Source organism: Arthrobacter sp. 05L44, assembly GCF_056397605.1.
Genome location: NZ_JBFTNS010000006.1, coordinates 1 through 22442 on the forward strand (window position 1 = coordinate 1; position 22442 = coordinate 22442).

The following is a 22442-nucleotide window of genomic DNA, read 5'->3' on the forward strand; positions in this document are numbered from 1 at the left end:
GTGAACTAAGGAGATTGTCACATGGCTATGTGGGGCGCAGATGTTACTCAGCTCAAGGCACTGGGAACCAAGTTGCAGGCCGGCGCGCAGGAGATCGATAACCAGCGGTCGCTGCTGACCAAGGCCCTGGCGGCCACCGACTGGAAGGGTCCGGACGCCGACAAGTTCCGTAACGACTGGTCCGGTGAGCACACGGCCAACCTGAACCGGGTGTCGCAGGCCCTGCAGCAGGCCAGCCAGATGGCCACCCGCAACGCCAGCGACCAGGAAAGCGCTTCCCTCCGCTAAGCACGCTTCAACGAAAGGCCCGGACGCACCGCGTCCGGGCTTTTCGTTTTCCCAGCGCTCCGGGGCGCGCGGGCAGCCGGACAGCCCTAGGGAACCGGCTCGACGTCGTTGGCGTGGTCGAGTGCGGCGGGCACCGGGGCCGGGGCGCGCAGCTCATCGAGGCGGACCAGCACCACGCCGCCGACAATCAGCACCCCGCCCAGAAGCTGCACCGGGCCGGGCAGCTCCCCCAGCAGCAGCCACGCCCAGATCACGGCGAACAGGACCTCGGTCAGCGAGACAAAGGATGCCACTTTCGAGCCCAGCGCCCGCGCCGCCACAACACCGGAGACGTAGGCGAGCACGGTAGCGAGAATGACCAGGCCGGCCAAGGCCACCCACCACGGAGTTACCCAAGGTCCCAGCCGGGTGTCGGCCGTGCTGGCTGCCATGGGCAGCAGTCCGGTGGCAGCCGCCAGCCACATCACGAGCGCTCCCACCATCAGCCCTCCCGAGGCCAGCACAATCGGCGGCAGGGTGTCGTTTTCCTTGGCGGTGATGAAGAAATAGATGGCCAGGCAGACGGCGGCGGCGATTCCCCAGAGCACCCCGACCAGATCGATCTTGACGGCACCGGTGAGGTCCAGGACCAGGACCAGGCCTCCGAGTGAAAGCAGGGTTCCGGCGATGGTGAGCGGCCGCGGCCTGCGGCGGCTGGCCGCCCAGAGCCACAGCACGATGATCACGGGGGCCAGGTACTCCAGCAGGAGCGCGACGCCCACCGAGAGCCGGGCGACGGCGTTGAAGTAGAACAGCTGGCACGCGGCCACCCCGATCAGCCCGAACAGCAGGACCGTCAGCCAGTTGTCGATGAGCTGGTGCCAGCGGCCGCGGAGGGCAACGGCGGCCGGGACGGCCAGGACCAGTGCTGCACCGGTGAGCCGCGCCGTGACCGCGGCGCCCGGTGTCCAGCCGGTCTCGAGCAGGGCCTTGGCAAAGGACCCCGAGATGCCGAAGACGGCCGACGAAAAGAGGGCCACGCCCAGGCCCGAGGCCAGGAACCCGGGAGCCCCACGCCCGGCGGATTCCGCGGGGTGCGGGGAGGCGGCGTCCCGGAGTGTGGGGCGTGGAGCGGCCTGGGGCCGGGCGGGACGGCGTGCGGCAGACACGGGCTGCCTCCTGTCAGGAGTAAAATTGGGTTATGGTCATGACAGTACGTCCGGACGACGTAAGGAGTCAAGATGCTTTTTGCCCCTGACACGGAAGTTGCGCTGCGATCGGTGGTCGGGCTGATCAATACTGCTGCCAACGGGGAAGAACAGTTGTCTACGGTGGCCGACCTGGACCGCTTCCTGGCGGCCGAGGGCTTTACCGGTTCGCGGACGCACGACGGCGCGGAGCTGGCCAGCGTGCACCGGCTGCGCGCCGAGCTTGCCGAACTCTGGCTGGCGGACGAGGGCACCGCCGTCGAGACCGTGAACCGGCTGTTGCGTGGCGCCCGGGCCCTGCCCCAGCTGATGAAGCACGACGGCTGGGACTGGCACCTGCACGCAACCACGCCCGAGGCGCCGCTTTCGGATCGGATGAGTACCGAGGCCGCCATGGCCCTGGTGGATGTGATCCGCAGCAAGGAGATGGACCGCATGCTGGTCTGCGCGGCGGACGACTGCGACGCGGTGGTGCTGGACCTGAGCCGGAACCGCTCGAAGCGTTACTGCGATACCGGCAATTGCGCGAACCGGGCGCATGTGGCGGCTTATCGGGCGCGGAAGGCGGCGTCCTAGCTGCCCTGCTGAGCTGCTTAGTCCGCCTGGCCGGCGTCGCCGCGGGCGTCGTCGGCGGGGCGGGCCTGCGGGGCTGAGCCGTCGTGCGACGCCGGCCGCCTGGAGCTCAGGTTGACCCCGGAGCCTTTGCCCAGGTGTTCGGCGTTGTCCTTGTAGCTCATCGAGAGCATGGCCGCGATAACGAGCGTGACAATGAAGGCGATGCCGGCGCCGGTGAAGGCAAGGTCGAAGCGTGGTTCCCTGGCGCTGCCGCCGGAGGCGAAGATCAGGACGGCAATGAAGGCCAGCACTGCCCAGAACGCGGAGAACATCAGCGGTCCCTTGACCGAGGTCCGCAGGCCGCGGCCTTCTCCAGATTTCTGCTCTGCCAAGGTGCTTTCCTCCTGCCGCCAGCGCCCGGCAGGCGTGGCAGTCGTGATACCGCGGTTGTTCTACGCAGGGTAGAACCTGTCGCTACTAGTTTACGGCCTCGGCGGAAACGTCCCGCGCATTGTGCCGCAGGGTCAGTCCGGCTAGCGTCCACAGCACGCCGCTGATGATCGCACCGCCTCCGGCCACGCCCAGCAGCGCATGCGGCCCCAGGTCGATGAAGAAGGGCAGGGCCACCGCGGTGCCGAGCCCGATCACGCCGGAGGCTGTCCAGTCCCGGGCAAGCACGGAGCGGCGTCGCACGGCCAGTCCGAGGTAGAGTTCTGCGGCGCCGGCAAGACCCAGGCCGAGGGCTCCTATGACACCGAACACCAGGTTGCTGGAGAGCAGTCCGACGGCGACGCCGGTTCCGGTCAGTACCGCGCCGGCGGCCGCGAGGACCTTGGCCGTCCCATGCCCGTGCGGCAGGCCGGTCTTTTTGACGCTCCAGATCAGGACCAGCCCGGTAGCCAACAGGTAGACCCCACCGGCCCAGCCCATGCCGGCCACGGGGGGTGCCGCCCAGAACACTGTTACGGCGCCGAAGGCCAGGGCGATCGCGGCCCGGATCACAACGGGCTTCCACAGATCCGGGGCGGCGGGCAGGGCAATTGTGGCCTGGGGGTCAGCGGGGAGAGTCACCTGCCCAGTTTAGTGGCTGCATGATCCGGTGCGCGCCGGGCGGGCGTCAGCGTGCTCCCAGCAGCATCCACCGGTCGGTCCGCGCCCGGAGCCCCAGCGTGAGGGCACGCGCCAGCATGTAGCCGAGCGAGAAGGCGGCCCAGAGCCATAGCAGCGCGGCCCCGCCGTCGAGCCCGGAAAGCCGGACCGCCAGCAGGAGCGGGAGGTACACGGCCAGGTTCACGACGCCGGCAAGGGCCAGGTACCGGGCGTCGCCGGCGCCAATCAGCACCCCGTCGAGGACAAAAACGTAGCCGGCGATCGGCTGTCCGGCGGCGACCACCCACAAGGCCACGGTCAACGCCGCCTGGACGCCCGGATCGGAGGTGAAGAGGGCACCCGCCCAGGGCGCCCCGACGGCCAGGAGGATCCCTGTAAGCACTCCAAAGCCCAGTCCCCAGCGGGTCATGGTGCCGGTAAGGTCGCGTACCGCCTCCCTGCGGCCGGCACCGAGCTCCTTACCAATGAGCGCCTGGGCGGCGATGGCCAGCGCGTCGAGGGCAAAGGCCAGGAAGGTGAAGACGGTCATGGCCAGCTGGTGGGCCGCCAGGTTCACCGGCCCCTGCGCCGTGGCGACAACCACCGTGGCAAGAATCGCCACCCGCAGGCTCAGCGTGCGCAGCATCAGCCAGGAGCCCACTGTGGCCAGGGCCCGGATCCCGGCCCACGCGGGGCGCAGGGATACCCCGTGGCTGCGGGCATTGCGCTGCACCATGACGACATACACCAGGGCCATGGCCCACTGGGCGACGCTGGTGCCCAGGGCAGAGCCGGCCACCGACAGCCGCAATCCATAGACCAGGAAGAGGTTCAACAGGATATTGACGGTGAATCCGGCGGCGGCGACGGCCAGCGGCGTCCGGGTGTCCTGCAGCCCGCGGAGCACCCCGGTGCCGGCAAAGATCAGGAGCATGGCGACCAGCCCGGGCATGGACCAGCGCAGGTAGTCCACGGCAAACGCGCGGACCTCCCCGCTGGCACCCATCAGGTCCATAAGCGGCTCGGCGGCGCTGAAGCCGGCGGCCGCCAGGACCAGGCCCAGCAGCAGCGCCAGCCAAACACCATCCCGGCCGGCGGCCAGGGCCTTGGGCAGCTGGCCGTTGCCGATCGCCCGCGCCACGGCGGGGGTCGTGGAATACGCGAGGAACACCATCAGGCCCACCGCGGTGTGCAGCACGGCCGACGCCAGGCCGACGCCGGCGAGCTGCGCCACCCCCAAATGGCCGACGATCGCGGAATCCGCCAGCAGGAACAACGGCTCGGCGATCAGCGCACCGAAGGCCGGGACGGCGAGCCGGAGGATTTCCCGGCGCCGGCGGGAGCTGGACGGGGCGATCGCGGACGACGTGGCGGAGTCTGGCACGGAACCACCCTAGCCGCAGCCCGGGAGTCGCGGGACGACACTTTACTTGACTTTTCAACTATCCGCCGGAACACTAGAAGTTGAATATTCAAGTAATTACCCGGCATTCCCCGCCGTTTCCAAACGACAGATCGGTATCCCCATGAACCAGTCCTCGCTCACGACCACGGCCCGCACGGTCCTTCGCATTGCCACCGGCTTCCTCTTTGCAGCCCATGGCTGGCAAAAGTTCAACGAATTCACCATCCCGGGAACGCAGGCAGCGTTCGCCCAGATGGGAGTCCCGGCTGCCGATGTCGCCGCCCCGGTCATTGCGGTCCTGGAACTCGTCGGCGGCATCGCCCTGATCCTGGGTGTCCTGACCCGCGTTTTTGGCGTCCTGCTTGCCGTTGACATGCTCGGCGCCCTGTTCCTGGTCCATGCCCCGGCTGGCATATTCGTCGCCACGGGCGGATTCGAACTGGTGCTCCTCCTTGCCGCCGCAGCCCTCGCCGTGGCGCTCGTGGGCGCGGGCAAGGTCTCCGTGGACCGGGCCGTCTTCGGCCGGCCCGGCTCCAAGCTGAGCGTCCTGGCCTAAGCACGCACACTGCGCAGGGCGCGACGGCGGGCGGTCACCTTGGGTGGCCGCCCGCCGTCGTTCGCGGGCAAGGGCTGCCGCCGCCATATGGCGTCCGGCGGCGCGAATGTGTCGGCGGCCTGCGCCGGCCGGCTCCTGCGTCAGTACACTCGCTTCCATGAGCGAGACTTCCCCCAACGCCGTTACCTTGCGGTTCCTGGCCGCCCCCACCGACGTCGGTCACAGCGGCTCCGTGGACGCCGGAACGGTCCTGGAGTGGGTGGACAAGGCCGCCTATGCCGCCGCCGTCGGGTGGGCGAAGACCTACTGCGTGACCGCCTACGTGGGCAACATCCATTTCGCTGATCCGGTCAACAGCGGCGACATGGTCGAGGTCACGGCCACCATCGTGTACACCGGCCGCTCCTCGATGCATATCCGGGCCGTGGTCTCCTCGAGCGACCCGAAAGGCGGCCCGGCCACCATGCGCAGCCAGTGCATGGTCATCTTCGTGGCCGTCGGGGAGGACGGCAAGCCCATCCCTGTACCGCAGTTTGAGCCGACCACGCCGGAGGAAGTCGAGCAGCGCGATCATGCGCTGGCCCGGATCAAGGTCAGGGACGACATCGTCCAGGCCATGAGCGGGCAGGAATACACCGACGCCGGGACGGCCGAGCGCGTCACGCTTCGGTTTATGGCCGCGCCCACCGATGTGAACTGGGGCGGCAAGGTCCACGGCGGAATCGTCATGAAGTGGATCGATGAGGCAGCCTACGTCTGCGCCTCCCGCTACTCCGGCAAGGACACCGTGGCGGTGTTCTCCGGGGGCGTGCGGTTCTACCGGCCGCTGCTGATCGGCCACCTAGTGGAAGTCGAGGCCCGGCTGGTTTACACGGGGACGAAAGGCATGCACATTGCTGTCCACGTCCGCTCAGGTGACCCCAAGGGGCACGAGCTGAACCTGACGACGTATTGTCTGACCGTGATGGTGGCCCGCGATGACAGCGGCACGTCCGTTCCGATCCCGCAGTGGGTTCCAGTCTCAGATGAGGACAAGAGGCTCCATGCGCACGCCCGGGAGCTGCTGGAGATCCGGGGCCGGGCACCCGGGAACCGACTCCCGAACCACCTGCTGTAGGCCCCGGAGCCCTGCCGGACGGGGTCCGGCAGGGCCGGGCCGGTTAGAAGCCTCCGCCGCCGCCGGCGTCCCCGGCCATGTTGGCGAAGCGCGAGTAGTGGCCCTGGAAGGCCACCACGATGTCCTTCGTGGGACCGTTACGGTGCTTGGCGATGAGGATGTCGGCCTCGCCGGCGCGCGGGGACTCCTTGTCGTACACGTCCTCGCGGTGCAGCAGGATGACCATGTCGGCGTCCTGCTCGATGGAACCGGACTCACGCAGGTCAGAGACCATGGGGCGCTTGTCCTGGCGCTGCTCGGAACCACGGTTCAGCTGTGAAAGAGCGATCACGGGAACCTGGAGTTCCTTGGCCAGGAGCTTCAGGGCGCGGGAGAATTCCGAGACTTCCTGCTGGCGGGACTCCACCTTCTTGCCCGAGCTCATGAGCTGCAGGTAGTCGAGGATGACCAGCTTGAGATCGTGCTGCTGCTTGAGCCTGCGGCATTTGGCCCGGATTTCCATCAGCGACATGTTGGGGCTGTCATCGATGAAGAGCGGGGCGTCGTTCATCCGGCCCATGGTGGTGGCGATCTTGGACCACTGCTCGTCCTTGATGGTGCCCTTGCGCAGATCCTGCAGCCCAATGGTGGCCTCGGCGGACAGCAGTCGCATCGCGATCTCGTTCCGGCCCATCTCGAGCGAGAACATCACGGTGGCGAGGTTGTTCTTGATCGCGGCCGAGCGGGCAAAGTCCAGCGCGAAGGTGGACTTACCGACGGCCGGACGGGCGGCAATGACGATCATCTGGCCCGGGTGCAGGCCGTGGGTCAGCTCATCCAGCTCGTAGAAACCGGTGGGAACGCCCACCATGCCCTCGCCGCGGTGCCCGGACGCCTCGATCTCATCCACCGTGGACTCCATCACGTCCTTCAGGACCACGTAGTCCTCGGCCGTGCGGCGCTCGGCGACGGCGTAGACCTCGGCCTGGGCCTGGTTGACCAGGTCCTCCACCTCGCCGTCCTGCCCGTAGCCGAGCTGGACGATTTTGGTGCCGGCGTTGACCAGCCGGCGCAGGACGGCGCGCTCGGCCACGATCTCGGCGTAATAGCCGGCGTTGGCGGCGGTGGGGACCGTCTGGATCAGCTCATGAAGGTAGGCCGGACCGCCGATGCGGTTGACCTCGCCGCGTTTGGTCAGTTCGTCCGAGACGGTGACGGCGTCGGCGGGCTCGCCGCGGCCGTAGAGGTCGATGATGGCCTCGTAGATGGTTTCATGGGCCGGCCGGTAGAAGTCCTGGCCGCGGAGAATCTCGACAACGTCAGCGATGGCATCCTTGGACAGCATCATGCCGCCGAGCACAGACTGCTCCGCCGGTATGTCCTGCGGGGGCTTGCGGCTTCCCTCGGCTCCCCGAGTGCCCTCAACCGAGTCCAGATGTGTTACTGACAAAACTGCCGTCCTTCATTGTGCCGGCGGAAAATTGTTCCGCGGCGGGTAAGCCCTGCGTGGTGAAGCCTGTGGCGCGAAGTGCGGCCACTGGAGGAGGGCCGCGGTACGGCCGCGCCCCGGCCTCCGCCGTTTACTGTCTATCAGTGGCCACCGACTCTTTGCCGTGCACCCTGACGTCCGGACCCGGCCTGCGGCCCGGACCTGCGACACCTGGGCGTGGAGTGGTGGCCCTGTGCGGGCGGCAGTTTCCACGGCCGAAATCCGCGCTGCCAACCTGGTCTCCCGCTACGGTATCGCCCGTTGCCACCCCCACCAACCCGGCCCGGAGACCCACTTGTGGATAACTTGTGGACTACCGCCCCGTGCTTGTGCACAGCCTGTGGGTACAACTGTGGATAGCAAAATTGTTTTACCCCAAATATGGCTCTGACATGCGAAAACGCCGCCTTTTCCCTGTGGAGGACAAATAGTTATGGGAAATTTTCATCCACAGCCAGCATGCCCGGACTGGGGATAGCGGCATCCCCGGCGCACCATATACCGGGCCGAACATGCGAATTTTATGATGGCTGTCACGCCGCAGGAGATTTTGCGGCGATGACTGCCGCCGCGTGTATACGACGCCGAGAATATGCTGTGGATAACCCGCAACTGGCATAAGCTGTGGCCATGGGCGATGTCTTGATTGTCATACTGCCTGCCCTGATCCTGGCGGGCGTTCTCTGGGCCGTCTCGGCGGCCCTCAAGCCGCGCAATTTCGGCATCTCTGACGCCGAGCGGTACCAGCTGGAACTCGCCATGCGCTCCCGGGCCCACTATGAGGCCCAGGTCAAGGCGGCCACTGCGGCCCGGGCCCGGGTGGACGCGGCGACCCGGCCCAGCCAGAATGAACAGCAGCAGTCGCAGCAGGCCGAGCACGCCCGCGCCGCTGCGGGCTATCAGGGTGCCGGTCGTCAGGGCGCCGGCTATCCCGGCGCGGTGCTGCCCGGCGGACAACTAAGTCCCCAGTTCACCCTCCAACTCCAGGCCCTGGCGCGTTCGGGGCACAAAATCCAGGCCATCAAACTGCTGCGCCAGGCCACCCGCGCGGATCTCCTGACCGCCAAGAATTACGTAGATCGGCTGTAGTCCATGGAAGCCCTGCTCATCCCCATCCTGATCCTCGCCGTTGTGGGCGTCGCCGTCGTTCTGGGCGCCCGGGCCCTGTCCCGTCGCCAGCCGAGCTCCCGCCCGGACGCGGAACCGCAGCCCGGGCGCAACTCGGTGGAGCTAGCGCGTGCCGCCGCGTCCCGGCTGGATCAGGAGCAGCACCGCCGCGTGTATGCCCTGATAGCCCAGGGACAGGCCATGGCCGCCATCAAGCTCTACCTGGAGTCCACCGGCGAGGGTCTCCGCGCCTCACGGGATGCGGTGGGTGCCCTGGCCGCGCACCCGCAGCCGTTCCGCCCCCCGGAGGCGCCCGAGCAGCCGGCTCACGATGACGATGATGACTCACCGCAGCGGTTTCCCTACCGCTACCGGGCGATTGCCAGCAAAGGCGACGTGACGCGCGAAGTCAGCAGCAACATGCTCAACGACGAAATCTACGGGCGCATCCGCACGCTGGCCCGGAGCGGCGAAACCGAGGCAGCCGCTGCGGCCCTGACCCGGCACTCGGACATCTCGCTGAAGCAGGCCCAGGAGTTCATCGCCCTGCTGGAGGACTGATCAGTCCGTTCCGGCAGCGGCGCAGCTAGAAGTCGAACAGCTCCCCCAGCCAGCCTTCCTTCTTCTTCGGCCTCCGGCGGTCGTCATAGCGGGGCTGGTCGTACCGGGGCTGGTCGTATCGCGGGCGATCGCGGCGATCGTCCCGGTGCCGGTCGTCGTAGCGCCGTTCGTCCGGCCGGCGCTCCCCGCTCCGCGGCTCAAGGTGGTAAAGCGGCGGCGGCACCTGGGCCGCCGGCGGCGGCACCGGGGCGGGCGCGGAAGCCGCCGCGGCTCCCCCGGGCGCGCCGAAGGACTCCGAACGGTCGATGATCTTGTCTAGCTCCCCCCGGTCCAGCCACACGCCGCGGCACTGCGGGCAGTAGTCAATCTCCACGCCGCCTCGTTCGCTCATCACCAGGTCTACGGAATCCACAGGACATTTCATGTCCCGGACAACGAACCCCGGGCCCGAATAGTTCGCTGCCGGCTACCGGCCGCCCGAGATCCCGGCGAGCAGCTGCTCAAAGGGCAGGGATTCGACCGGCGCCTGCCGGGTGTGCGGCTGGGTGCCTTCGAGGAGACCGGTGAACTCCCCGGCGGCCCGGTCGATCCGGACAGAGAGCGGGGACCCGCCGTCGCCCGCGGCGCCCCAGTCCTGCGGGCCAGCGAACACCCCGGTGGCCGCAATCCTGGTGCGGAGGTAGCTAAAGAGCGGCCGCATGGCGTAGTCAAGCACCATCTGGTGCCGGTCCGTGCCGCCCGTGATGCCCAGCAGGACGGCCTTGCCCTCGAGGGACTTGGGATCCAGTACGTCAATGAACGACTTGAACAGGCCACTGTAGGAGGCGCTGAACACCGGACTGACGGCGATGATGCCGTCGGAGGCCTCGACGCCTGCGATGGCCTCGGCGAGGCGTGGTGCCGCGTAACCGGTGACAAAGTTGTTGGCGATCTCGACCGCCAGATCACGAAGCTCGACCACGTCGACCGTCACGGCATAGCCCGCCGCGGCGAGCCGCTGTTCCGCGGCGGCGGCCAGCTGGTCCGCGAGAAGGCGGCTCGACGACGGGACGCCGAGTCCGGCGGAGAGAACGGTTATGCGGCGGCTTTCCACGGTGTACTCCTGTGCCTGGTTCCTGGGGAACTTATCTACATGCATTTGCATCTACCTGTAGAAGCTGTGGCCCGCCGGCTTTATTCCCGTTCTGCCGTGGGGCCGCCCCGGACCCACGAACAGTCCCGCCGCCATCTGCGAGACTGCCTGTATGGCGGAAAACAAGACCCAGGCAACAGGGGAGTCGGTGGCCGGTTTCCTGGCCGCCGTCGAACACCCGGTCCGGCGGGCGGACGGATTGCGACTGCAGTCCCTGATGTCCCGCATCACCGGCCAGGAGGCACAGATGTGGGGGCCCAGCATTGTGGGCTTCGGCCGTTATCACTACCGCTACGCAACCGGACGGGAGGGTGAGGCCCCGGCAGTCGGCTTCTCGCCCCGGAAGTCCAGCCTCTCCCTCTACGGACTTACGTACGGGCCCGAATCCGTCGAACTGCTCGGCCGCCTTGGGAAACACCGGACCGGCGCCGGGTGCCTGTACCTCAACAAACTCGACGACGTCGACGTGGCGGTCCTCGAAGACCTGATCAGGCTCGGCTACCGGCACGTCACCACAGTGCTGCACCAGCCCTGACCCGGCGGCCGCGCACAACGTCCGCCACATGCAGGAGGCCCCCGCGTCCGGTTCCCTGAGGAATCCGGAGGCGGGGGCCTCCCGTGCAGTTCAGCGAGTCCTGGGGACTACTTGCCTGCCACTACGTCGAGTTCGATCACAGCGGAAACGTCGTCGTGGAGACGGACGTTGGCCTGGTAGGAACCGGTCGACTTGATGTGAGCCGGCAGTTCAACCTTGCGCTTGTCGATGCGGCCGAGACCGGCGGCCTCAACAGCGTCCGCCACGTCGGCCTGCTTGACGGTGCCGAACAGACGTCCGGTCTCGCCAGCCTTGACGACCAGCTTGACCGGCTTGGCCTGCAGTGCAGCGGCCTGCTTCTGAGCATCTTCCAGGGAAGCGTGCTCGCGGGCAGCGCGGGCAGCCTTGATGGACTCAACCTGCTTCTCGCCACCCTTGGACCAGGTCAGGGCGAAGTTGCGGGGGAGCAGGTAGTTACGTGCGTAACCGTCCTTGACCTCGACAACGTCGCCAGCAGCACCGAGACCGGTTACTTCGTGGGTCAGAATGAGCTTTGCCATGTTAGTTGTTCCCTTCCTTAGCCGCGGCCAGCGCCGGAGTAAGGCAGCAGAGCAACTTCGCGGGCGTTCTTGATTGCCTGTGCGATCTTGCGCTGTTCCTGCACCGTGACGCCGGTAACGCGACGGGCGCGGATCTTTCCGCGGTCGGAGATGAACTTGCGCAGCAATGCTACGTCCTTGTAGTCGATGACAGTGATGTCAGCGGCCTTCAAGGGGTTGGACTTTGGTTTGGGCTTACGGAGTTCAGCCTTAGCCATCGTGGAGCTCCTATTCGATGGAGCCCGTGGATATTGATCCACGGGATGGTGGTGATCCGCCACGGTCGCCGCGCGCCAGCCGAGGGCTGCTTCGCGGGTTCCGGCGTCGGACCTTTAGATGTGTTTTAGAAAGGAGGTTCGGAATCCGGGCCGTTGCCCCAGCCGCCGCCTGCATTGCTGACCCCGGGCGTTGCCCACGGATCGTCCTGCTGTGCGGGCTGGTTGCCGCCCCAGTTTCCGCCGGAGTTGCCGCCCTGGTTTCCACCAGAGTTGCCACCGAAACCGCCGCTGTTGCCGCCGCCGAAGCCACCCTGGCCACCCTGACCGCCGGAGCGCTGGGTGCGGTTGACCTTGGCGTTGGCGTAGCGCAGGCTGGGGCCGATCTCGTCGACTTCCAGCTCGATAACGGTGCGCTTCTCGCCTTCCTTGGTTTCGTAGGAACGGCTCTTCAGCCGGCCGGAAACAATCACGCGCATGCCCTTGGTCAGGGACTCGGCGACGTTCTCGGCGGCTTCGCGCCACACCGATGCGCGGAGGAACAGGGTTTCCCCGTCCTTCCACTCATTGGACTGGCGGTCGAACGTGCGGGGCGTAGAAGCGATGGTGAAGTTCGCTACTGCCGAACCTGACGGTGTGAACCTCAGCTCGGGGTCATTGGTGAGATTACCGATAACCGTAATAGTGGTTTCGCCTGCCATCTACGTCCTCCTTGTTCGTTCCTACGGGGTTAAAGATTGAAAGAGTGAAGCTGAATTACTCAGCAACAACCTTCTGCTCTTCGGGGCGGGTGATCTTGGTGCGCATGATGGTCTCGTTGAGACTCAGCTGGCGGTCAAGTTCCTTGGCGGTAGCCGGCTCGGCGGTGAAGTTCACCACGGCGTAGATACCTTCGGACTTCTTCTGGATTTCGTAAGCCAGTCGACGACGGCCCCAGATGTCAACCTTTTCGATGGTTCCACCATCGTTGGTGATGACGTTCAGGAACTTCTGAAGCGACGGCTCAACGGTACGCTCTTCGACCTCGGGGTCGATGATTACCATCAATTCGTAAGGACGCATATGTGAACCCACCTCCTTTGGGCTAAGCGGTTACGGCATTTCCGTAACAGGAGGTTCATTTGCGGTATCCGCGCGGCGCACCGCCACCGGAACGGAGGCAGGGCGCAGCACAGACTTCAATAGCTTAGTGCATCCGGGCCGGTTTCAGCGATTTCTCCCACGGCCACCCTAGGCGCCGCCGCGTTGGCGGCGGAAGCCGTTCGGCGCGGATGTGGATAAGCTCCCGGGTTGGTATGCCATGATCTGGGCATGAGCTCCGCACCCCGCCCTAAGGCGTCGCCCGTCCACCGCAGCCGGCTGCGCTTTGCCGTGATGGTCCTGGCCGGGCTGCTCGCCGCTGTCGCCACGGGGATCAGCGGACACTGGGTGGAGGCCCCCGCCATCGGCTGGAGCAGCGCTGCGCTGATTTACGTGCTGTGGGTCTGGATCGTGATCGGCCGGCTGGATGCCGCCGAAACCCGTGCCCACGCGATCACGGAGGACCCCTCCCGGAGCGCCACGGACCTGTTGATTCTGGCCGCCAACGTCGCCAGCCTCGCGGCCGTGGCCGCCGTCGTGCTGGATGCGCACAGCAACGACGGCGGATCCCGCCTCGCAGGCGGTTTGCTGGCGCTGGCGTCGGTCGCCCTGTCCTGGATGCTTGTCCAGACTCTCTTCACGGTGCGGTATGCGGGGCTGTACTACAGCACCGCGGCGCGGGCCGGCGCGGAGGAGGGCGGCATCGACTTCAACCAGGACGAACCTCCCCGGTACACCGACTTCGCCTACCTCGCCACCAGCCTGGGCATGACCTACCAGGTCTCGGACACTGCCCTGCGGACCCACGCGATCCGGGCCGAGGCCCTCAAGCACAGCCTGCTGTCCTACCTGTTTGGCACCGTCATCCTGGCTGCCACCATCAACCTCGTGATCGGCCTCGCCGGCTCCTAGGCGGTTCCTAGGCGGCGGTGCGGAAGAAGAGCGCGGCCACCGTCGCGAGCCGGTGCGGGTCCTCGACGCCGCAAAACTCCCGCGCGGAGTGCATCGACAGCAGGGGGACGCCGACGTCGACCGTGCGGATGCCAAGCCGGGTGGCGGTGAGTGGACCGATCGTGGAGCCGCACGGCATAACGTTGTTGGAGACGAACTCCTGGTAGGGGATCCCGGCGTCGGTGCAGAGCCTGGCCCACAGCGCGGCGCCCGCGGCGTCCGTGGCGTAGCGCTGGTTGGCGTTGATCTTCAGCAGCGGCCCGCCGTTCAGGACCGGGCGGTTGGCCGGGTCGTGGCGTTCGGCGTAGTTGGGGTGCACCGCGTGGCCGGCGTCCGCGGAAACGCAGAACGACGCCGCGAATGCCTGCCGCCGCTGGCTCGCGGTGGCGCCGAGCCCGTCAGAAATCCGGACCAGGATGTCCTCCAGCACCGGGCCGCAGGCCCCGGAGCGGGAGGCGGAGCCGATTTCCTCGTGGTCGAAGGCGGCCAGGACAGCGATCGGGCCGTCGGCGGGCACGGCGCCGGAGGCGTGGTCGATCAGGGCCGTCAGTCCGGCGTGGGTGGCGGAGAGGTTGTCCAGGCGTCCGGAGGCGAAGAATTCGTCCCGCGCCCCGAAAACGGCCGGGGCCTGCGTGTCCGCGATGACGATGTCGTAGCCGCCGATCTGCGCGGGGTCCACCGCCGCTCCGTGAACACGCCCGGCAAGCAGGCCCAGGAGATCGGCGTCGGCCGGGTCGCCCAGGCCGAAGACCGGGTTCATGTGCTGTTGCTTGTCCAGGACCAGCCCGTCGTTGACCCCGCGGTCCAGATGGATGGCCAGTTGCGGGAAGCGCAGCAGGGGTCCCGTGGCGGTGAGGTGCTGTGTGCCGTCCAGCATCACCAGCCGCCCGGCGAGCTGCAGTTCGCGGTCCAGCCAGGAGTTCAGCAGGGGTCCGCCATAGACCTCGACGCCGGCCTGCAGCCAGCCGAACTTGCCGGTGGTGGGCTTGGGCTTGAGTTTGAACGACGGCGAGTCGGTGTGCGCGCCGAGGATATTGAAGCCCGTGGTGGGTCCCGCACCGGAGGGCGCCACCCAGGCGATAAGGGCGCCGTCGCGGATTACATAGCAGGCGCCGGCCCGGTCCGCGGCCGCGGTGCCGCCGTCCCCGTTGCTGCCGTTTGTCCAGGGCTGGAGTTCGTCGAGGCGGGTGAACCCGGCCTCATTGAGCCGCCGGGCGGCCTCGTGGACGGCGTGGAAGCTCGACGGCGACGCGCTGACGTAGGCGCCGAGGTCCTGGATGTGCTCTGCTGCTGTGGCGGTGGAAGGCATGGCTCCGAGTCTAGCCTCGGAGCCATGCCCCCGGCCTTAGGAGGCCGGGCCGACGCCTGCGGTTGCTTCTTCGCCGGTCTCGGCGCCGGCCCCGGCGTCGTCACCGGTTTTCGCGGCAGCGTTCCCGCGGTAGCGCCACACGCCGAGCCCTACCACCAAGGCGGCGAGGGCCAGGGAGAGCAGCAGCGACTCCCGGGTCGTGTCCAGCACCACCATGCCTACCAGCAAGGCCACGATGCTGATGATCGCCACCCAGGTCAGGTAGGGGAAGAGCCACATCTTCAGCTCGAGGTCCCGGGCGGCGGTGCCCATCCGGCGGCGCAGGATCAGCTGCGAGATGGAGATGACTAGCCAGACGAACAGGGCGATCGCGCCGGAGGTGTTGACCAGGAACAGGAACACGGTGTCCGGGGCGATGTAGTTCAGGCCCACGGTGATGAACCCGACCACGGTGGAGGCCAGCACCGAGCCGGCCGGGACGCCGCGCTTGGAGATCCGCATCCAGGACCGGGGAGCGTCGCCGCGGCGCGAGAGTGAGAAGAGCATCCGGCTGGCGGTGTAGAGACCCGAGTTCAGGCAGGACAGCACGGAGGTCAGCACCACAACGTCCATGATGGTGCCGGCGCCGGGGATGCCGAACAGCTCGATTACGGCCACGTACGGGCTCTTGGCGACGGAGGCGGAGTTCCACGGCAGCAGGGTCACCACGATGGCGATGGAGCCGATGTAGAAGACCAGGATGCGCCAGACGGTGGACTTCACGGCCTTCTTGACGGCGTCGACCGGGTTCTCGGATTCGCCGGCGGCGATGGTGGCGATCTCTGCGCCGAAGAACGAGAAGACCACCACGAGGATGCCGGCCAAAACGGCGCCGGGTCCGTTGGGCATAAACCCGCCCTTACCGGTCAGGTTGTCCAGTCCCGGGGCGGGAACGCCCGGGATGAGGCCGAGGATGGCCGCGACGCCGAAGAGCAGGAACAGCACGATGGCGGCAACCTTGATGGAGGCGAACCAGAACTCGAACTCACCGTACGACTTCACCGAGCCAAGGTTGGTCAGGGTCAGGAGGATCATCAGGGCCAGGGCCCAGACCCACTGGTCGATGCCGGGCACCCAGCGGTGCATGATCGCGGCGCCGGCGGTGGCTTCGATGCCGAGCACAATGATCCAGAACCATGCGTAGAGCCAGCCGATGCTGAAGCCCGCCCAGCGGCCCAGGGCCTTGTCCGCGTAGGTGGAGAAGGATCCGGTCTCGGGGTTGGCGGCTGCCATTTCACCGAGCATGCGCATCACGAGGATGACCACAAGCCCCGCCGCCAGATAGGCCACCAGGATGCCCGGACCGGCCTGCTGGATGGCGGCGCCCGAGCCGACAAAGAGGCCCGCGCCGATGACGCCGGCGATGGCGATCATGGACAAGTGCCGGGGTTTCAGGGATTTGGAGAGTTGCTGGTCAGCCTGCATGAAGCGCCGTCCTTCGTGGGTGGTGTGGGCCCGTGCCTCCGCTCCGGCGATGCCGGGCAAGGATGTGCGGCGGACCACAGTGTCGTTTCACACTAGACCGCCAGCCCGAACCGCTGTTCTGTGCAGATATACAGATTACGGCAGCGGTTTTCGGACGGACCTCCAGCAATGGGGCCCGGGAGGCAATGGGTGTTGCCTCCGCGGCAATTCCGAAATGTGCGTGAAACCACTGTTTCAGGCTCCTGGGGGCACGGTTGCGCCGATCGCCCAGCAGTCCGTGCGCCTAGTAGTCCGGGTTGCTCGGCACCACCAGGCCGGTCTCATAGGCGTAGACCACGGCCTGGACCCGGTCCCGGAGCTGCAGCTTGTTGAGGATGCGCCGCACATGGGTTTTGACGGTCGCTTCGGACAGGAAATACCGGTGCGCGATCTCGGCATTGGATAGACCCTCGGAGATGGCCTCGAGCATTTCCGTCTCCCGTGGCGTCAGTTCCTCCAGCAGGGGATCCCGCGCGGGCCGGGCCGCGGGCCGCGGCTGCCCGCCTGCTGGCCCGCCTGCCTGCCCGTCCGGGCCGCCGTCCTGCTGCCCGCTGCGGACGTAGGTCTCCAGGAGCCGCCGCGTAATCCGCGGTGCCACAACGGCGTCGCCGCTGGCCACAATCCGGACGGCGCTGACCAGCTCCGCGGGGGCCACATCCTTGAGCAGGAAGGCCGACGCCCCGGCCTGCAGTCCCGCGAAGGCGTATTCGTCGAGGTCAAACGTGGTCAGGATGATGATCCGCGCCGCCGAGCCGGAGGAGGTGATGGTCCGGGTCGCCTCGATCCCGTCTAGTACGGGCATCCGCACGTCCATCAGCACCACGTCGGGCCGCAGCTCCTCGGTGCGGCGCACGGCCTCGGCTCCCTCGGAGGCTTCGCCCACGACGCACAAATTCTCCTCCCCTTCGAGGATCAGCCGGAAGCCCATCCTGAGCAGGGGCTGGTCGTCCACCAGCAGGATGCGGATCGGTCCGTCGTCGGTCATGACGCTCCCTTGTCTAGGTTGCAGTTCAGGACGGCGCGCACACGCCAGCCCCCCCTTCGCGGCCGGTCCGGCCTCCACCGTGCCGGCATAGAACCGGGCGCGTTCGCGCATCCCGGCGAGGCCCTGGCCGGAACCCAGCGGTCCGGGTGGCTGTTCCAGGCCGCCCTTGCCGTCGTCGAGCACCTCGATGGCCACGGTGGCATTGTTCCGCGAAATCCTGACATCCACACGGCCCAGGGACCGGCCGTAACGCAGCACGTTCGTCAGCGACTCCTGGACTATCCGGTACACCGTCAACTGGAATGCGGCGTCTTCCGGCAGCGCCGGGCCGGAGTGCGAGTACTGCACGGGCAGGCCGGCCGTGCGGAATCCCGCCAGCAGTTTGGCCAGGTTCCCGCCGGCCACCAGCGGCTCCCGGGGGGCCGCGCCCGGGGCGGCATCATCGCGCAGGACGCCGAGGACCCTGCGCATATCCGCCAGCGCCGTCCGGCCGGTCCGGGAGAGTTCGCCGAGCACCTCCCCGGCCCGCTGCGGGTCCCTGTCCAGGACGACGGCGGCGCCGTCGGACAGGCTCACCATCACGGTGAGGGAGTGCGCCACGACGTCGTGCATTTCGCGCGCAATCCGGTTCCGTTCGTTCACCGATCCAAGCTGCGCGGCGGTGGCGGCCCAGGCGGTGATCTCCTCCTCATGCTCCCGCCGCTGCCGGACCGAGATCCCGATTCCGGTGGCAATCACGCTGGAGAGGATGATACTCACCCCGGCCGCGATGCTGGTGACCAGCTGGAAGTTGGCCGGGGTGCTGACGGCCATGTCCGGCAGCCGCCCGTCCAGCGGGCCGACGGCCAGCGAGACGTAGAGTGCCGCCAGCGGCGCCGTCGAGAGGGCCAGGGCAATAAAGGTAAAGCGCCGGGAGCGGACCAGGGCCACCGAGTACAGGGCGAACCAGAGGCCGGCCGAGACGTTGGAGCCCCACGGGTGCAGCGCGGAGACCGCGAGTTCCAGCACGGCCGCCGCCGCCAGGACCAGCACCGGGCGGGCGCGGCGGAACAGGAGCACGACGGCGGTGGCGGCCAGCAGGACCAGCACCTGCCACGGGCCGCCGCGCAGGGACTGCACCGCCGTCGGGGTCGCCAGGAGCAGGTAGGTAAGGACCACCAGGACGTCCATCACCCGCGGGTGCAGGTGGAGGTAGCGCCGGACCCGGCCGCGCCGCCGGGCCGTGATTTCGGCGAAGGACGCACCGGCCTGGCCGGCCGGTGCGTCCTTGGGGGGTGCTGCGTCGATCATGCTCCGAGCCTAGACGCTGGTACCCGCGGGCCCTGCTAGACGTCGCGCTTCTTGAGCAGGAACCCTGCGAGGACCAGCGGGATGACCGCCCAGGCACCCAGGACCAGGGCGGCCTGCCAGGCTTCCAGGGTGTCCGGAACGTGCTCGGACGCGGTCAGCGGCGCCAGCGTGTTGGCCGGCATGAATTTGCGCAGTTCCTTGACGAAGTCGCCCTGGATGATTTCCAGCGCAATCGGGAGCACGAAGAAGATTCCGACGAGGCTCATAATGCCGCCGGCCGAGTTGCGGATCAGCGCCCCGAGCGCCATCCCGATTGCGGCGACCGCTGCCACGTAGGCGCTGTTGATCAGGAGGGTCCGGTAATAGTGCCCGCTGGAGATATCGAGGGTGTGGCCGTACTGGTCCAGGATCGGCGCGGCCACCAGGCCGGCGAGATAGAGGGACACGGCGGTGACCAGGAAGGCGGACACCACCACCACAACCAGTTTTGCCACGAAGGCCGGGATGCGCTTCGGGACGGCGGTGAAGGTGGACCGCGCCATGCCGGTGGTGAACTCGGAGCTGATGATCAGCACGGCCAGGGAGCCGAGGATCAGCTGTGCGAAGGAGATTCCGGCGCTGGGTGCGGAGGCGGCAATGTCGCCCTGGGCCGCCAGCGCGGCGGACCGCTGGGGATTGCTGGAGGACGCCTGCAGTGCCTGGCCGATTCCCCACGCGGCGAGGGCGCCGACACCGACGATCACGGCGACGGTGGCCGCCAGCAGGATAAGCGTGGACAGGAGCGTGCGGAACTTGATGACTTCGGAGTTCAGGACGCGCAGGAAACTGGGCCCGGGTCCCGTGCTGAGGCTGTTGCCGGCCGGGGTGCCCGCCGTGCCGGCGTGGGCGCCGCGGCTGGAGGGGGTGGGTTCGAGGGTGGTGGAGCTCATGGCTTAGTTGCCTCCGGACTGGTCGGGGGCGTGGGCACCCGTGGTGACGAGCGAGTGGTATTCGACCTCATCCTTGGTCAGCTCCATGTAGGCCTCCTCAAGACTGGCCTGGAGCGGGGTAAGTTCGTAGATCATGACGCGGTTCTCAAGCGCGGTCCGGGCGATGTCGCGCGGCTGGAGACCTGAGACCTCCAGGAGCTCGTTGTCCTGGACTTCCACGGTGACGCCCGCGCCGGCCAGAAGCTGCATCAGCTGGTCCGGCTGGTCGGTGCGGACAAGGGTGCGGCCCTGCCCCTTGCCGGTGATGATGTCCTGGATGGGCGCATCGGCGATGATCCGGCCCCGGCCGATCACGATCAGGTGGTCCGCGGTGACGGCCATTTCGCTCATCAGGTGGCTGGAGAGGAACACGGTCCGGCCCTCGGAGGCCAGGTACTTGACCAGGTTCCGCACCCAGACCACTCCTTCCGGGTCCAGGCCGTTGACGGGTTCGTCCAGGATGACGGTCTGCGGGTCGCCGAGCAGTGCCGCGGCGATGCCCAGCCGCTGGCCCATGCCGAGGGAGAACCCGCCGACCTTCTTCTTGGCCACCTCGGCCAGCCCGGTCATCTCGATGACGTCGTGCACACGCTTCTTGGGGATGCTGTGGGTGGCGGCCATGGCCAGCAGGTGGTTGTAGGCCGAGCGGCTGGTATGGACGGCTTTGGCGTCCAGCAGGGCACCGACGTCGCGCAGCGGCGCCTGGTGGCGGTCGAACGGCACGCCGTTGACGGTGACGGAGCCCGACGTCGGCCGGTCCAGTCCCATGATCATGCGCATGGTGGTGGATTTTCCGGCGCCGTTGGGGCCCAGGAATCCGGTGACCCTGCCGGCTTCGACGGTGAAATTGACTCCGGCGACGGCGGTTTTTTCGCCGTACACCTTGGTCAGGCCTCGTGCTTCGATCATGGAAGCGTTCCTTTGCGTCGCGTGTGGTTGTGTACCTACCACGCTACCGACGCGGGCGGCCGAATTCGCCGCTCTCAGGGATGATTCAGGGCCCGGTCAGGGTAGTCCGCGGGGATGACCCGTGGCTATTCCGTTTGCGGGGTGTAGTAGACCAGGCCTGCGGGTTCCACCGAGAACTCGACGGCGCGGACGCCGGGCATCACCTCACCGTCCACGGCCAGCACCATGGTGGTGTCGCCCGGTTCCACGCGGATGCGGGTTGCCTCGCTCAGGTGGGTGATCCGGGAGGTGGCCACGGTGCCGGTCAGCACGGACCAGAGCAGCCGCAGGCGGGCGAAGGATTCGTCCGCGGTGATCATGCGCAGGTCCAGGACGCCGTCGTCCAGCACCGGACGGACCAGCGGGGCGTGGTCGCGCGGGTAATAGCGGCCGCGGCCGACGTACAGAATCCACAATTTGTGCCGCCGGCCGTCGACCACCAGGGTGCTGGGAGTGCCTGCGGCGAAGGTACGGAACATGGCCACCACACCTGCCAGGGGCTTGCCCAGTGCGGGCTGGAGGTGTTCCCTGCGGCGCACCAGGTTGGGGTAGAGCCCGATGCTCGCGGTGTTCAGCATGGTGAGGTCCAGCCGCTCGGGGCTCTCCGGCAGGCCCCGCTCCACAGCCACATGGCCGAGGTCGGCGCAGGCGGCCTCGCCCCGGGTGGCAGCCTGGACGGCCGCCTCGAGGGTTCCGATGCCGGCGTCCCGGGCAAAGTGGTTGAGCGTGCCGCCGGGCAGCACCAGCAGCGGGATGGAATGTTCGACGGCGGCCGCGGCGGCCGTGCCCACGGTCCCGTCTCCGCCCCACACGCCGAGGGCAACGACGCCCGGGCGGGTGGCGACGGCCGTGATTTCCGCTGCGACGTCGTCCTCCGGGCCGATTTCCTTTATATACGCCTTGGGGAATATTTTCTGCAGGGCACCGGCTGTTTCGGCGGCGTAGGAGCCGCCCAGGGTATTCACGGCGATGCCGAGCCCCTCGCCGTCGGGCAGCGCCGGGGCGTCCACCGGACTGCGCCGGACCGCCGGGAAAGGCGGCCGGACCGGCCACCACTTCCGCGTCACAAGGGCGGCGCCCGAGCCGATGGCTGAGCCGAAGAAAACGTCCGAGGGCCAGTGCGCACCGGTGTGGACCCGGGAGTAGGCCACCGCGGCCGCGGCCGGTGCCAGTGCGGCGCCGAGGGCCGGACGGACCAGCCCCACGCCCAGGGCGAAGGCCGCGGCCGAGGCCGAGTGGCCCGAGGGCATGGAGGAACTGGTGGGCTGGGGGTTGACGAAGCGGAAGACGGGCAGGTGCTCCGGCAACGGGCGGGCGCGGGGCAACAGCGTCTTGAAGACCATGTTGGTCACTGCGGACGCGACGCCCTGCGCCAGGAGTCCGTGCAGGGCGGCCCGGCGGGTTTTCCCCGGGAAGAGCGCCATCACGGCCGCAATGCCCATCCAGAGCTTGCCGTTATTGGCGGCAGCGGACAGGTGGCGGAAGAAGTCATCGTGGCCGCCGCCCGGGAGCCGGGAGACTGAGCGGACCAGCCTGCGGTCCAGCTTCTCCAGTCCCCGCGGTGTTTTTCTCAGCATGCTTCGCATTTCCCCAC

The 22442-nt window shown here is 67.8% G+C and carries 25 protein-coding genes and 1 pseudogene; 8 read left to right on the forward strand and 18 right to left on the reverse strand.

What is annotated here, in order from left to right; translation table 11 throughout:
* Nucleotides 1–21 precede the first annotated feature (21 nt).
* Nucleotides 22–288, forward strand: a complete 267-nt coding sequence (locus tag AC1DHY_RS12380) for a hypothetical protein (RefSeq protein WP_476880537.1) — start codon at nt 22–24, stop codon at nt 286–288.
* Nucleotides 289–374: 86 nt separating this feature from the next.
* Here AC1DHY_RS12380 and AC1DHY_RS12385 read toward each other — a convergent pair whose 3' ends face one another.
* Nucleotides 375–1325 carry an EamA family transporter gene (locus AC1DHY_RS12385; protein ID WP_476880538.1) on the reverse strand — a complete coding sequence of 317 codons (951 nt, stop codon included), beginning with the start codon at nt 1323–1325 and terminating at the stop codon, nt 375–377.
* A 183-nt stretch (nt 1326–1508) separates the two neighbouring features.
* Here AC1DHY_RS12385 and AC1DHY_RS12390 point away from each other — a divergent pair, with 183 nt between their 5' ends.
* Nucleotides 1509–2051: a CGNR zinc finger domain-containing protein gene (locus AC1DHY_RS12390; protein ID WP_476880536.1), complete on the forward strand. Its 543-nt coding sequence runs from the start codon at nt 1509–1511 to the stop codon at nt 2049–2051.
* 17 nt (nt 2052–2068) lie between these two features.
* On the opposite strand, the gene AC1DHY_RS12395 is transcribed toward AC1DHY_RS12390, so the two are convergent.
* The 3 genes from AC1DHY_RS12395 to AC1DHY_RS12405 form a co-directional block, all read right to left on the reverse strand.
* Nucleotides 2069–2422: a hypothetical protein gene (locus AC1DHY_RS12395; protein WP_476880535.1), complete on the reverse strand. Its 354-nt coding sequence runs from the start codon at nt 2420–2422 to the stop codon at nt 2069–2071.
* Nucleotides 2423–2507: 85 nt separating this feature from the next.
* Nucleotides 2508–3101: a hypothetical protein gene (locus AC1DHY_RS12400; RefSeq protein WP_476903705.1), complete on the reverse strand. Its 594-nt coding sequence runs from the start codon at nt 3099–3101 to the stop codon at nt 2508–2510.
* A gap of 46 nt (nt 3102–3147) precedes the next feature.
* Nucleotides 3148–4503, reverse strand: a complete 1356-nt coding sequence (locus AC1DHY_RS12405; RefSeq protein ID WP_476880345.1) for an MATE family efflux transporter — start codon at nt 4501–4503, stop codon at nt 3148–3150.
* Nucleotides 4504–4645: 142 nt separating this feature from the next.
* Between AC1DHY_RS12405 and AC1DHY_RS12410 the strand changes: the two genes are divergently transcribed.
* Nucleotides 4646–5080, forward strand: coding sequence for a DoxX family protein (locus tag AC1DHY_RS12410; RefSeq protein ID WP_476903706.1), 435 nt, complete (start codon nt 4646–4648; stop codon nt 5078–5080).
* Between the two features lie 157 nt (nt 5081–5237).
* Nucleotides 5238–6197, forward strand: coding sequence for an acyl-CoA thioesterase (locus AC1DHY_RS12415; protein ID WP_476903707.1), 960 nt, complete (start codon nt 5238–5240; stop codon nt 6195–6197).
* A gap of 43 nt (nt 6198–6240) precedes the next feature.
* Here the strand turns inward: AC1DHY_RS12415 and dnaB are convergent, their stop codons facing one another.
* Nucleotides 6241–7626 (reverse strand): replicative DNA helicase, encoded by a 1386-nt coding sequence (gene dnaB, locus AC1DHY_RS12420; RefSeq protein WP_476903708.1) that lies wholly within the window; start codon nt 7624–7626, stop codon nt 6241–6243.
* A 669-nt stretch (nt 7627–8295) separates the two neighbouring features.
* On the opposite strand from dnaB, the gene AC1DHY_RS12425 reads away from it, so the two are divergent.
* Nucleotides 8296–8754, forward strand: a complete 459-nt coding sequence (locus AC1DHY_RS12425) for a hypothetical protein (protein WP_476880449.1) — start codon at nt 8296–8298, stop codon at nt 8752–8754.
* Between the two features lie 3 nt (nt 8755–8757).
* Nucleotides 8758–9333: a hypothetical protein gene (locus tag AC1DHY_RS12430; RefSeq protein ID WP_476880450.1), complete on the forward strand. Its 576-nt coding sequence runs from the start codon at nt 8758–8760 to the stop codon at nt 9331–9333.
* Between the two features lie 25 nt (nt 9334–9358).
* On the opposite strand, the gene AC1DHY_RS12435 is transcribed toward AC1DHY_RS12430, so the two are convergent.
* Both AC1DHY_RS12435 and AC1DHY_RS12440 read right to left on the reverse strand, forming a co-directional pair.
* Complete coding sequence (locus tag AC1DHY_RS12435) at nt 9359–9757, reverse strand: TFIIB-type zinc ribbon-containing protein (protein ID WP_476880451.1); 399 nt, start codon at nt 9755–9757, stop codon at nt 9359–9361.
* A 42-nt stretch (nt 9758–9799) separates the two neighbouring features.
* A complete protein-coding gene (locus tag AC1DHY_RS12440; protein WP_476880454.1) occupies nt 9800–10426 on the reverse strand; it encodes an FMN reductase in 627 nt (208 codons plus the stop codon).
* Nucleotides 10427–10577: 151 nt separating this feature from the next.
* Between AC1DHY_RS12440 and AC1DHY_RS12445 the strand changes: the two genes are divergently transcribed.
* A complete protein-coding gene (locus tag AC1DHY_RS12445; protein ID WP_476880452.1) occupies nt 10578–11000 on the forward strand; it encodes a DUF1801 domain-containing protein in 423 nt (140 codons plus the stop codon).
* 107 nt (nt 11001–11107) lie between these two features.
* Here AC1DHY_RS12445 and rplI read toward each other — a convergent pair whose 3' ends face one another.
* The 4 genes from rplI to rpsF all read right to left on the reverse strand — a co-directional run bounded on the left by rplI (nt 11108) and on the right by rpsF (nt 12876).
* The gene (gene rplI / locus AC1DHY_RS12450) at nt 11108–11560 is read right to left on the reverse strand and encodes a 50S ribosomal protein L9 (RefSeq protein ID WP_175323062.1); all 453 of its coding nucleotides are present in this window, start codon (nt 11558–11560) and stop codon (nt 11108–11110) included.
* Nucleotides 11561–11577: 17 nt separating this feature from the next.
* On the reverse strand, nt 11578–11817 hold the full coding sequence (gene rpsR, locus AC1DHY_RS12455; protein WP_003800144.1) for a 30S ribosomal protein S18: 240 nt from the start codon (nt 11815–11817) through the stop codon (nt 11578–11580).
* 125 nt (nt 11818–11942) lie between these two features.
* On the reverse strand, nt 11943–12515 hold the full coding sequence (locus AC1DHY_RS12460; RefSeq protein WP_476861451.1) for a single-stranded DNA-binding protein: 573 nt from the start codon (nt 12513–12515) through the stop codon (nt 11943–11945).
* 55 nt (nt 12516–12570) lie between these two features.
* A complete protein-coding gene (gene rpsF / locus AC1DHY_RS12465; protein ID WP_056736825.1) occupies nt 12571–12876 on the reverse strand; it encodes a 30S ribosomal protein S6 in 306 nt (101 codons plus the stop codon).
* Nucleotides 12877–13125: 249 nt separating this feature from the next.
* Here rpsF and AC1DHY_RS12470 point away from each other — a divergent pair, with 249 nt between their 5' ends.
* Nucleotides 13126–13806 carry a DUF1345 domain-containing protein gene (locus tag AC1DHY_RS12470; RefSeq protein WP_476878939.1) on the forward strand — a complete coding sequence of 227 codons (681 nt, stop codon included), beginning with the start codon at nt 13126–13128 and terminating at the stop codon, nt 13804–13806.
* Nucleotides 13807–13813: 7 nt separating this feature from the next.
* Here the strand turns inward: AC1DHY_RS12470 and AC1DHY_RS12475 are convergent, their stop codons facing one another.
* The 7 genes and pseudogenes from AC1DHY_RS12475 to AC1DHY_RS12505 all read right to left on the reverse strand — a co-directional run bounded on the left by AC1DHY_RS12475 (nt 13814) and on the right by AC1DHY_RS12505 (nt 22434).
* Nucleotides 13814–15154: a M18 family aminopeptidase gene (locus AC1DHY_RS12475; protein WP_476878940.1), complete on the reverse strand. Its 1341-nt coding sequence runs from the start codon at nt 15152–15154 to the stop codon at nt 13814–13816.
* Between the two features lie 36 nt (nt 15155–15190).
* Nucleotides 15191–16618 (reverse strand): amino acid permease, encoded by a 1428-nt coding sequence (locus AC1DHY_RS12480; protein WP_476878941.1) that lies wholly within the window; start codon nt 16616–16618, stop codon nt 15191–15193.
* A 283-nt stretch (nt 16619–16901) separates the two neighbouring features.
* Complete coding sequence (locus tag AC1DHY_RS12485; RefSeq protein ID WP_476878942.1) at nt 16902–17642, reverse strand: response regulator; 741 nt, start codon at nt 17640–17642, stop codon at nt 16902–16904.
* Nucleotides 17639–18932: pseudogene (locus AC1DHY_RS12490) on the reverse strand (sensor histidine kinase). Before AC1DHY_RS12490 ends, AC1DHY_RS12485 begins: the two are co-directional and overlap by 4 nt.
* A 35-nt stretch (nt 18933–18967) precedes the next feature.
* Entirely contained in the window at nt 18968–19861 is an 894-nt protein-coding gene (locus tag AC1DHY_RS12495; RefSeq protein WP_476878943.1) for an ABC-2 transporter permease, read from the reverse strand.
* Between the two features lie 3 nt (nt 19862–19864).
* Complete coding sequence (locus AC1DHY_RS12500) at nt 19865–20809, reverse strand: ABC transporter ATP-binding protein (protein ID WP_476878944.1); 945 nt, start codon at nt 20807–20809, stop codon at nt 19865–19867.
* Between the two features lie 125 nt (nt 20810–20934).
* Nucleotides 20935–22434, reverse strand: a complete 1500-nt coding sequence (locus tag AC1DHY_RS12505; RefSeq protein WP_476878945.1) for a bifunctional phosphatase PAP2/diacylglycerol kinase family protein — start codon at nt 22432–22434, stop codon at nt 20935–20937.
* Nucleotides 22435–22442: the final 8 nt, after the last annotated feature.

What these genes read in the sequence shown, in the direction of transcription:
- AC1DHY_RS12380 (WP_476880537.1), top strand. Translation starts at nt 22, where the DNA reads ATGGCTATGTGGGGCGCAGATGTTACTCAGCTCAAGGCACTGGGAACC.
- AC1DHY_RS12390 (WP_476880536.1), top strand. Translation starts at nt 1,509, where the DNA reads ATGCTTTTTGCCCCTGACACGGAAGTTGCGCTGCGATCGGTGGTCGGG.
- AC1DHY_RS12410 (WP_476903706.1), top strand. Translation starts at nt 4,646, where the DNA reads ATGAACCAGTCCTCGCTCACGACCACGGCCCGCACGGTCCTTCGCATT.
- AC1DHY_RS12415 (WP_476903707.1), top strand. Translation starts at nt 5,238, where the DNA reads ATGAGCGAGACTTCCCCCAACGCCGTTACCTTGCGGTTCCTGGCCGCC.
- AC1DHY_RS12425 (WP_476880449.1), top strand. Translation starts at nt 8,296, where the DNA reads ATGGGCGATGTCTTGATTGTCATACTGCCTGCCCTGATCCTGGCGGGC.
- AC1DHY_RS12430 (WP_476880450.1), top strand. Translation starts at nt 8,758, where the DNA reads ATGGAAGCCCTGCTCATCCCCATCCTGATCCTCGCCGTTGTGGGCGTC.
- AC1DHY_RS12435 (WP_476880451.1), bottom strand. Translation starts at nt 9,757, where the DNA reads ATGAAATGTCCTGTGGATTCCGTAGACCTGGTGATGAGCGAACGAGGC.
- AC1DHY_RS12445 (WP_476880452.1), top strand. Translation starts at nt 10,578, where the DNA reads ATGGCGGAAAACAAGACCCAGGCAACAGGGGAGTCGGTGGCCGGTTTC.
- rplI (WP_175323062.1), bottom strand. Translation starts at nt 11,560, where the DNA reads ATGGCAAAGCTCATTCTGACCCACGAAGTAACCGGTCTCGGTGCTGCT.
- rpsR (WP_003800144.1), bottom strand. Translation starts at nt 11,817, where the DNA reads ATGGCTAAGGCTGAACTCCGTAAGCCCAAACCAAAGTCCAACCCCTTG.
- AC1DHY_RS12460 (WP_476861451.1), bottom strand. Translation starts at nt 12,515, where the DNA reads ATGGCAGGCGAAACCACTATTACGGTTATCGGTAATCTCACCAATGAC.
- rpsF (WP_056736825.1), bottom strand. Translation starts at nt 12,876, where the DNA reads ATGCGTCCTTACGAATTGATGGTAATCATCGACCCCGAGGTCGAAGAG.
- AC1DHY_RS12470 (WP_476878939.1), top strand. Translation starts at nt 13,126, where the DNA reads ATGAGCTCCGCACCCCGCCCTAAGGCGTCGCCCGTCCACCGCAGCCGG.
- AC1DHY_RS12475 (WP_476878940.1), bottom strand. Translation starts at nt 15,154, where the DNA reads ATGCCTTCCACCGCCACAGCAGCAGAGCACATCCAGGACCTCGGCGCC.
- AC1DHY_RS12480 (WP_476878941.1), bottom strand. Translation starts at nt 16,618, where the DNA reads ATGCAGGCTGACCAGCAACTCTCCAAATCCCTGAAACCCCGGCACTTG.
- AC1DHY_RS12485 (WP_476878942.1), bottom strand. Translation starts at nt 17,642, where the DNA reads ATGACCGACGACGGACCGATCCGCATCCTGCTGGTGGACGACCAGCCC.
- AC1DHY_RS12495 (WP_476878943.1), bottom strand. Translation starts at nt 19,861, where the DNA reads ATGAGCTCCACCACCCTCGAACCCACCCCCTCCAGCCGCGGCGCCCAC.
- AC1DHY_RS12500 (WP_476878944.1), bottom strand. Translation starts at nt 20,809, where the DNA reads ATGATCGAAGCACGAGGCCTGACCAAGGTGTACGGCGAAAAAACCGCC.
- AC1DHY_RS12505 (WP_476878945.1), bottom strand. Translation starts at nt 22,434, where the DNA reads ATGCGAAGCATGCTGAGAAAAACACCGCGGGGACTGGAGAAGCTGGAC.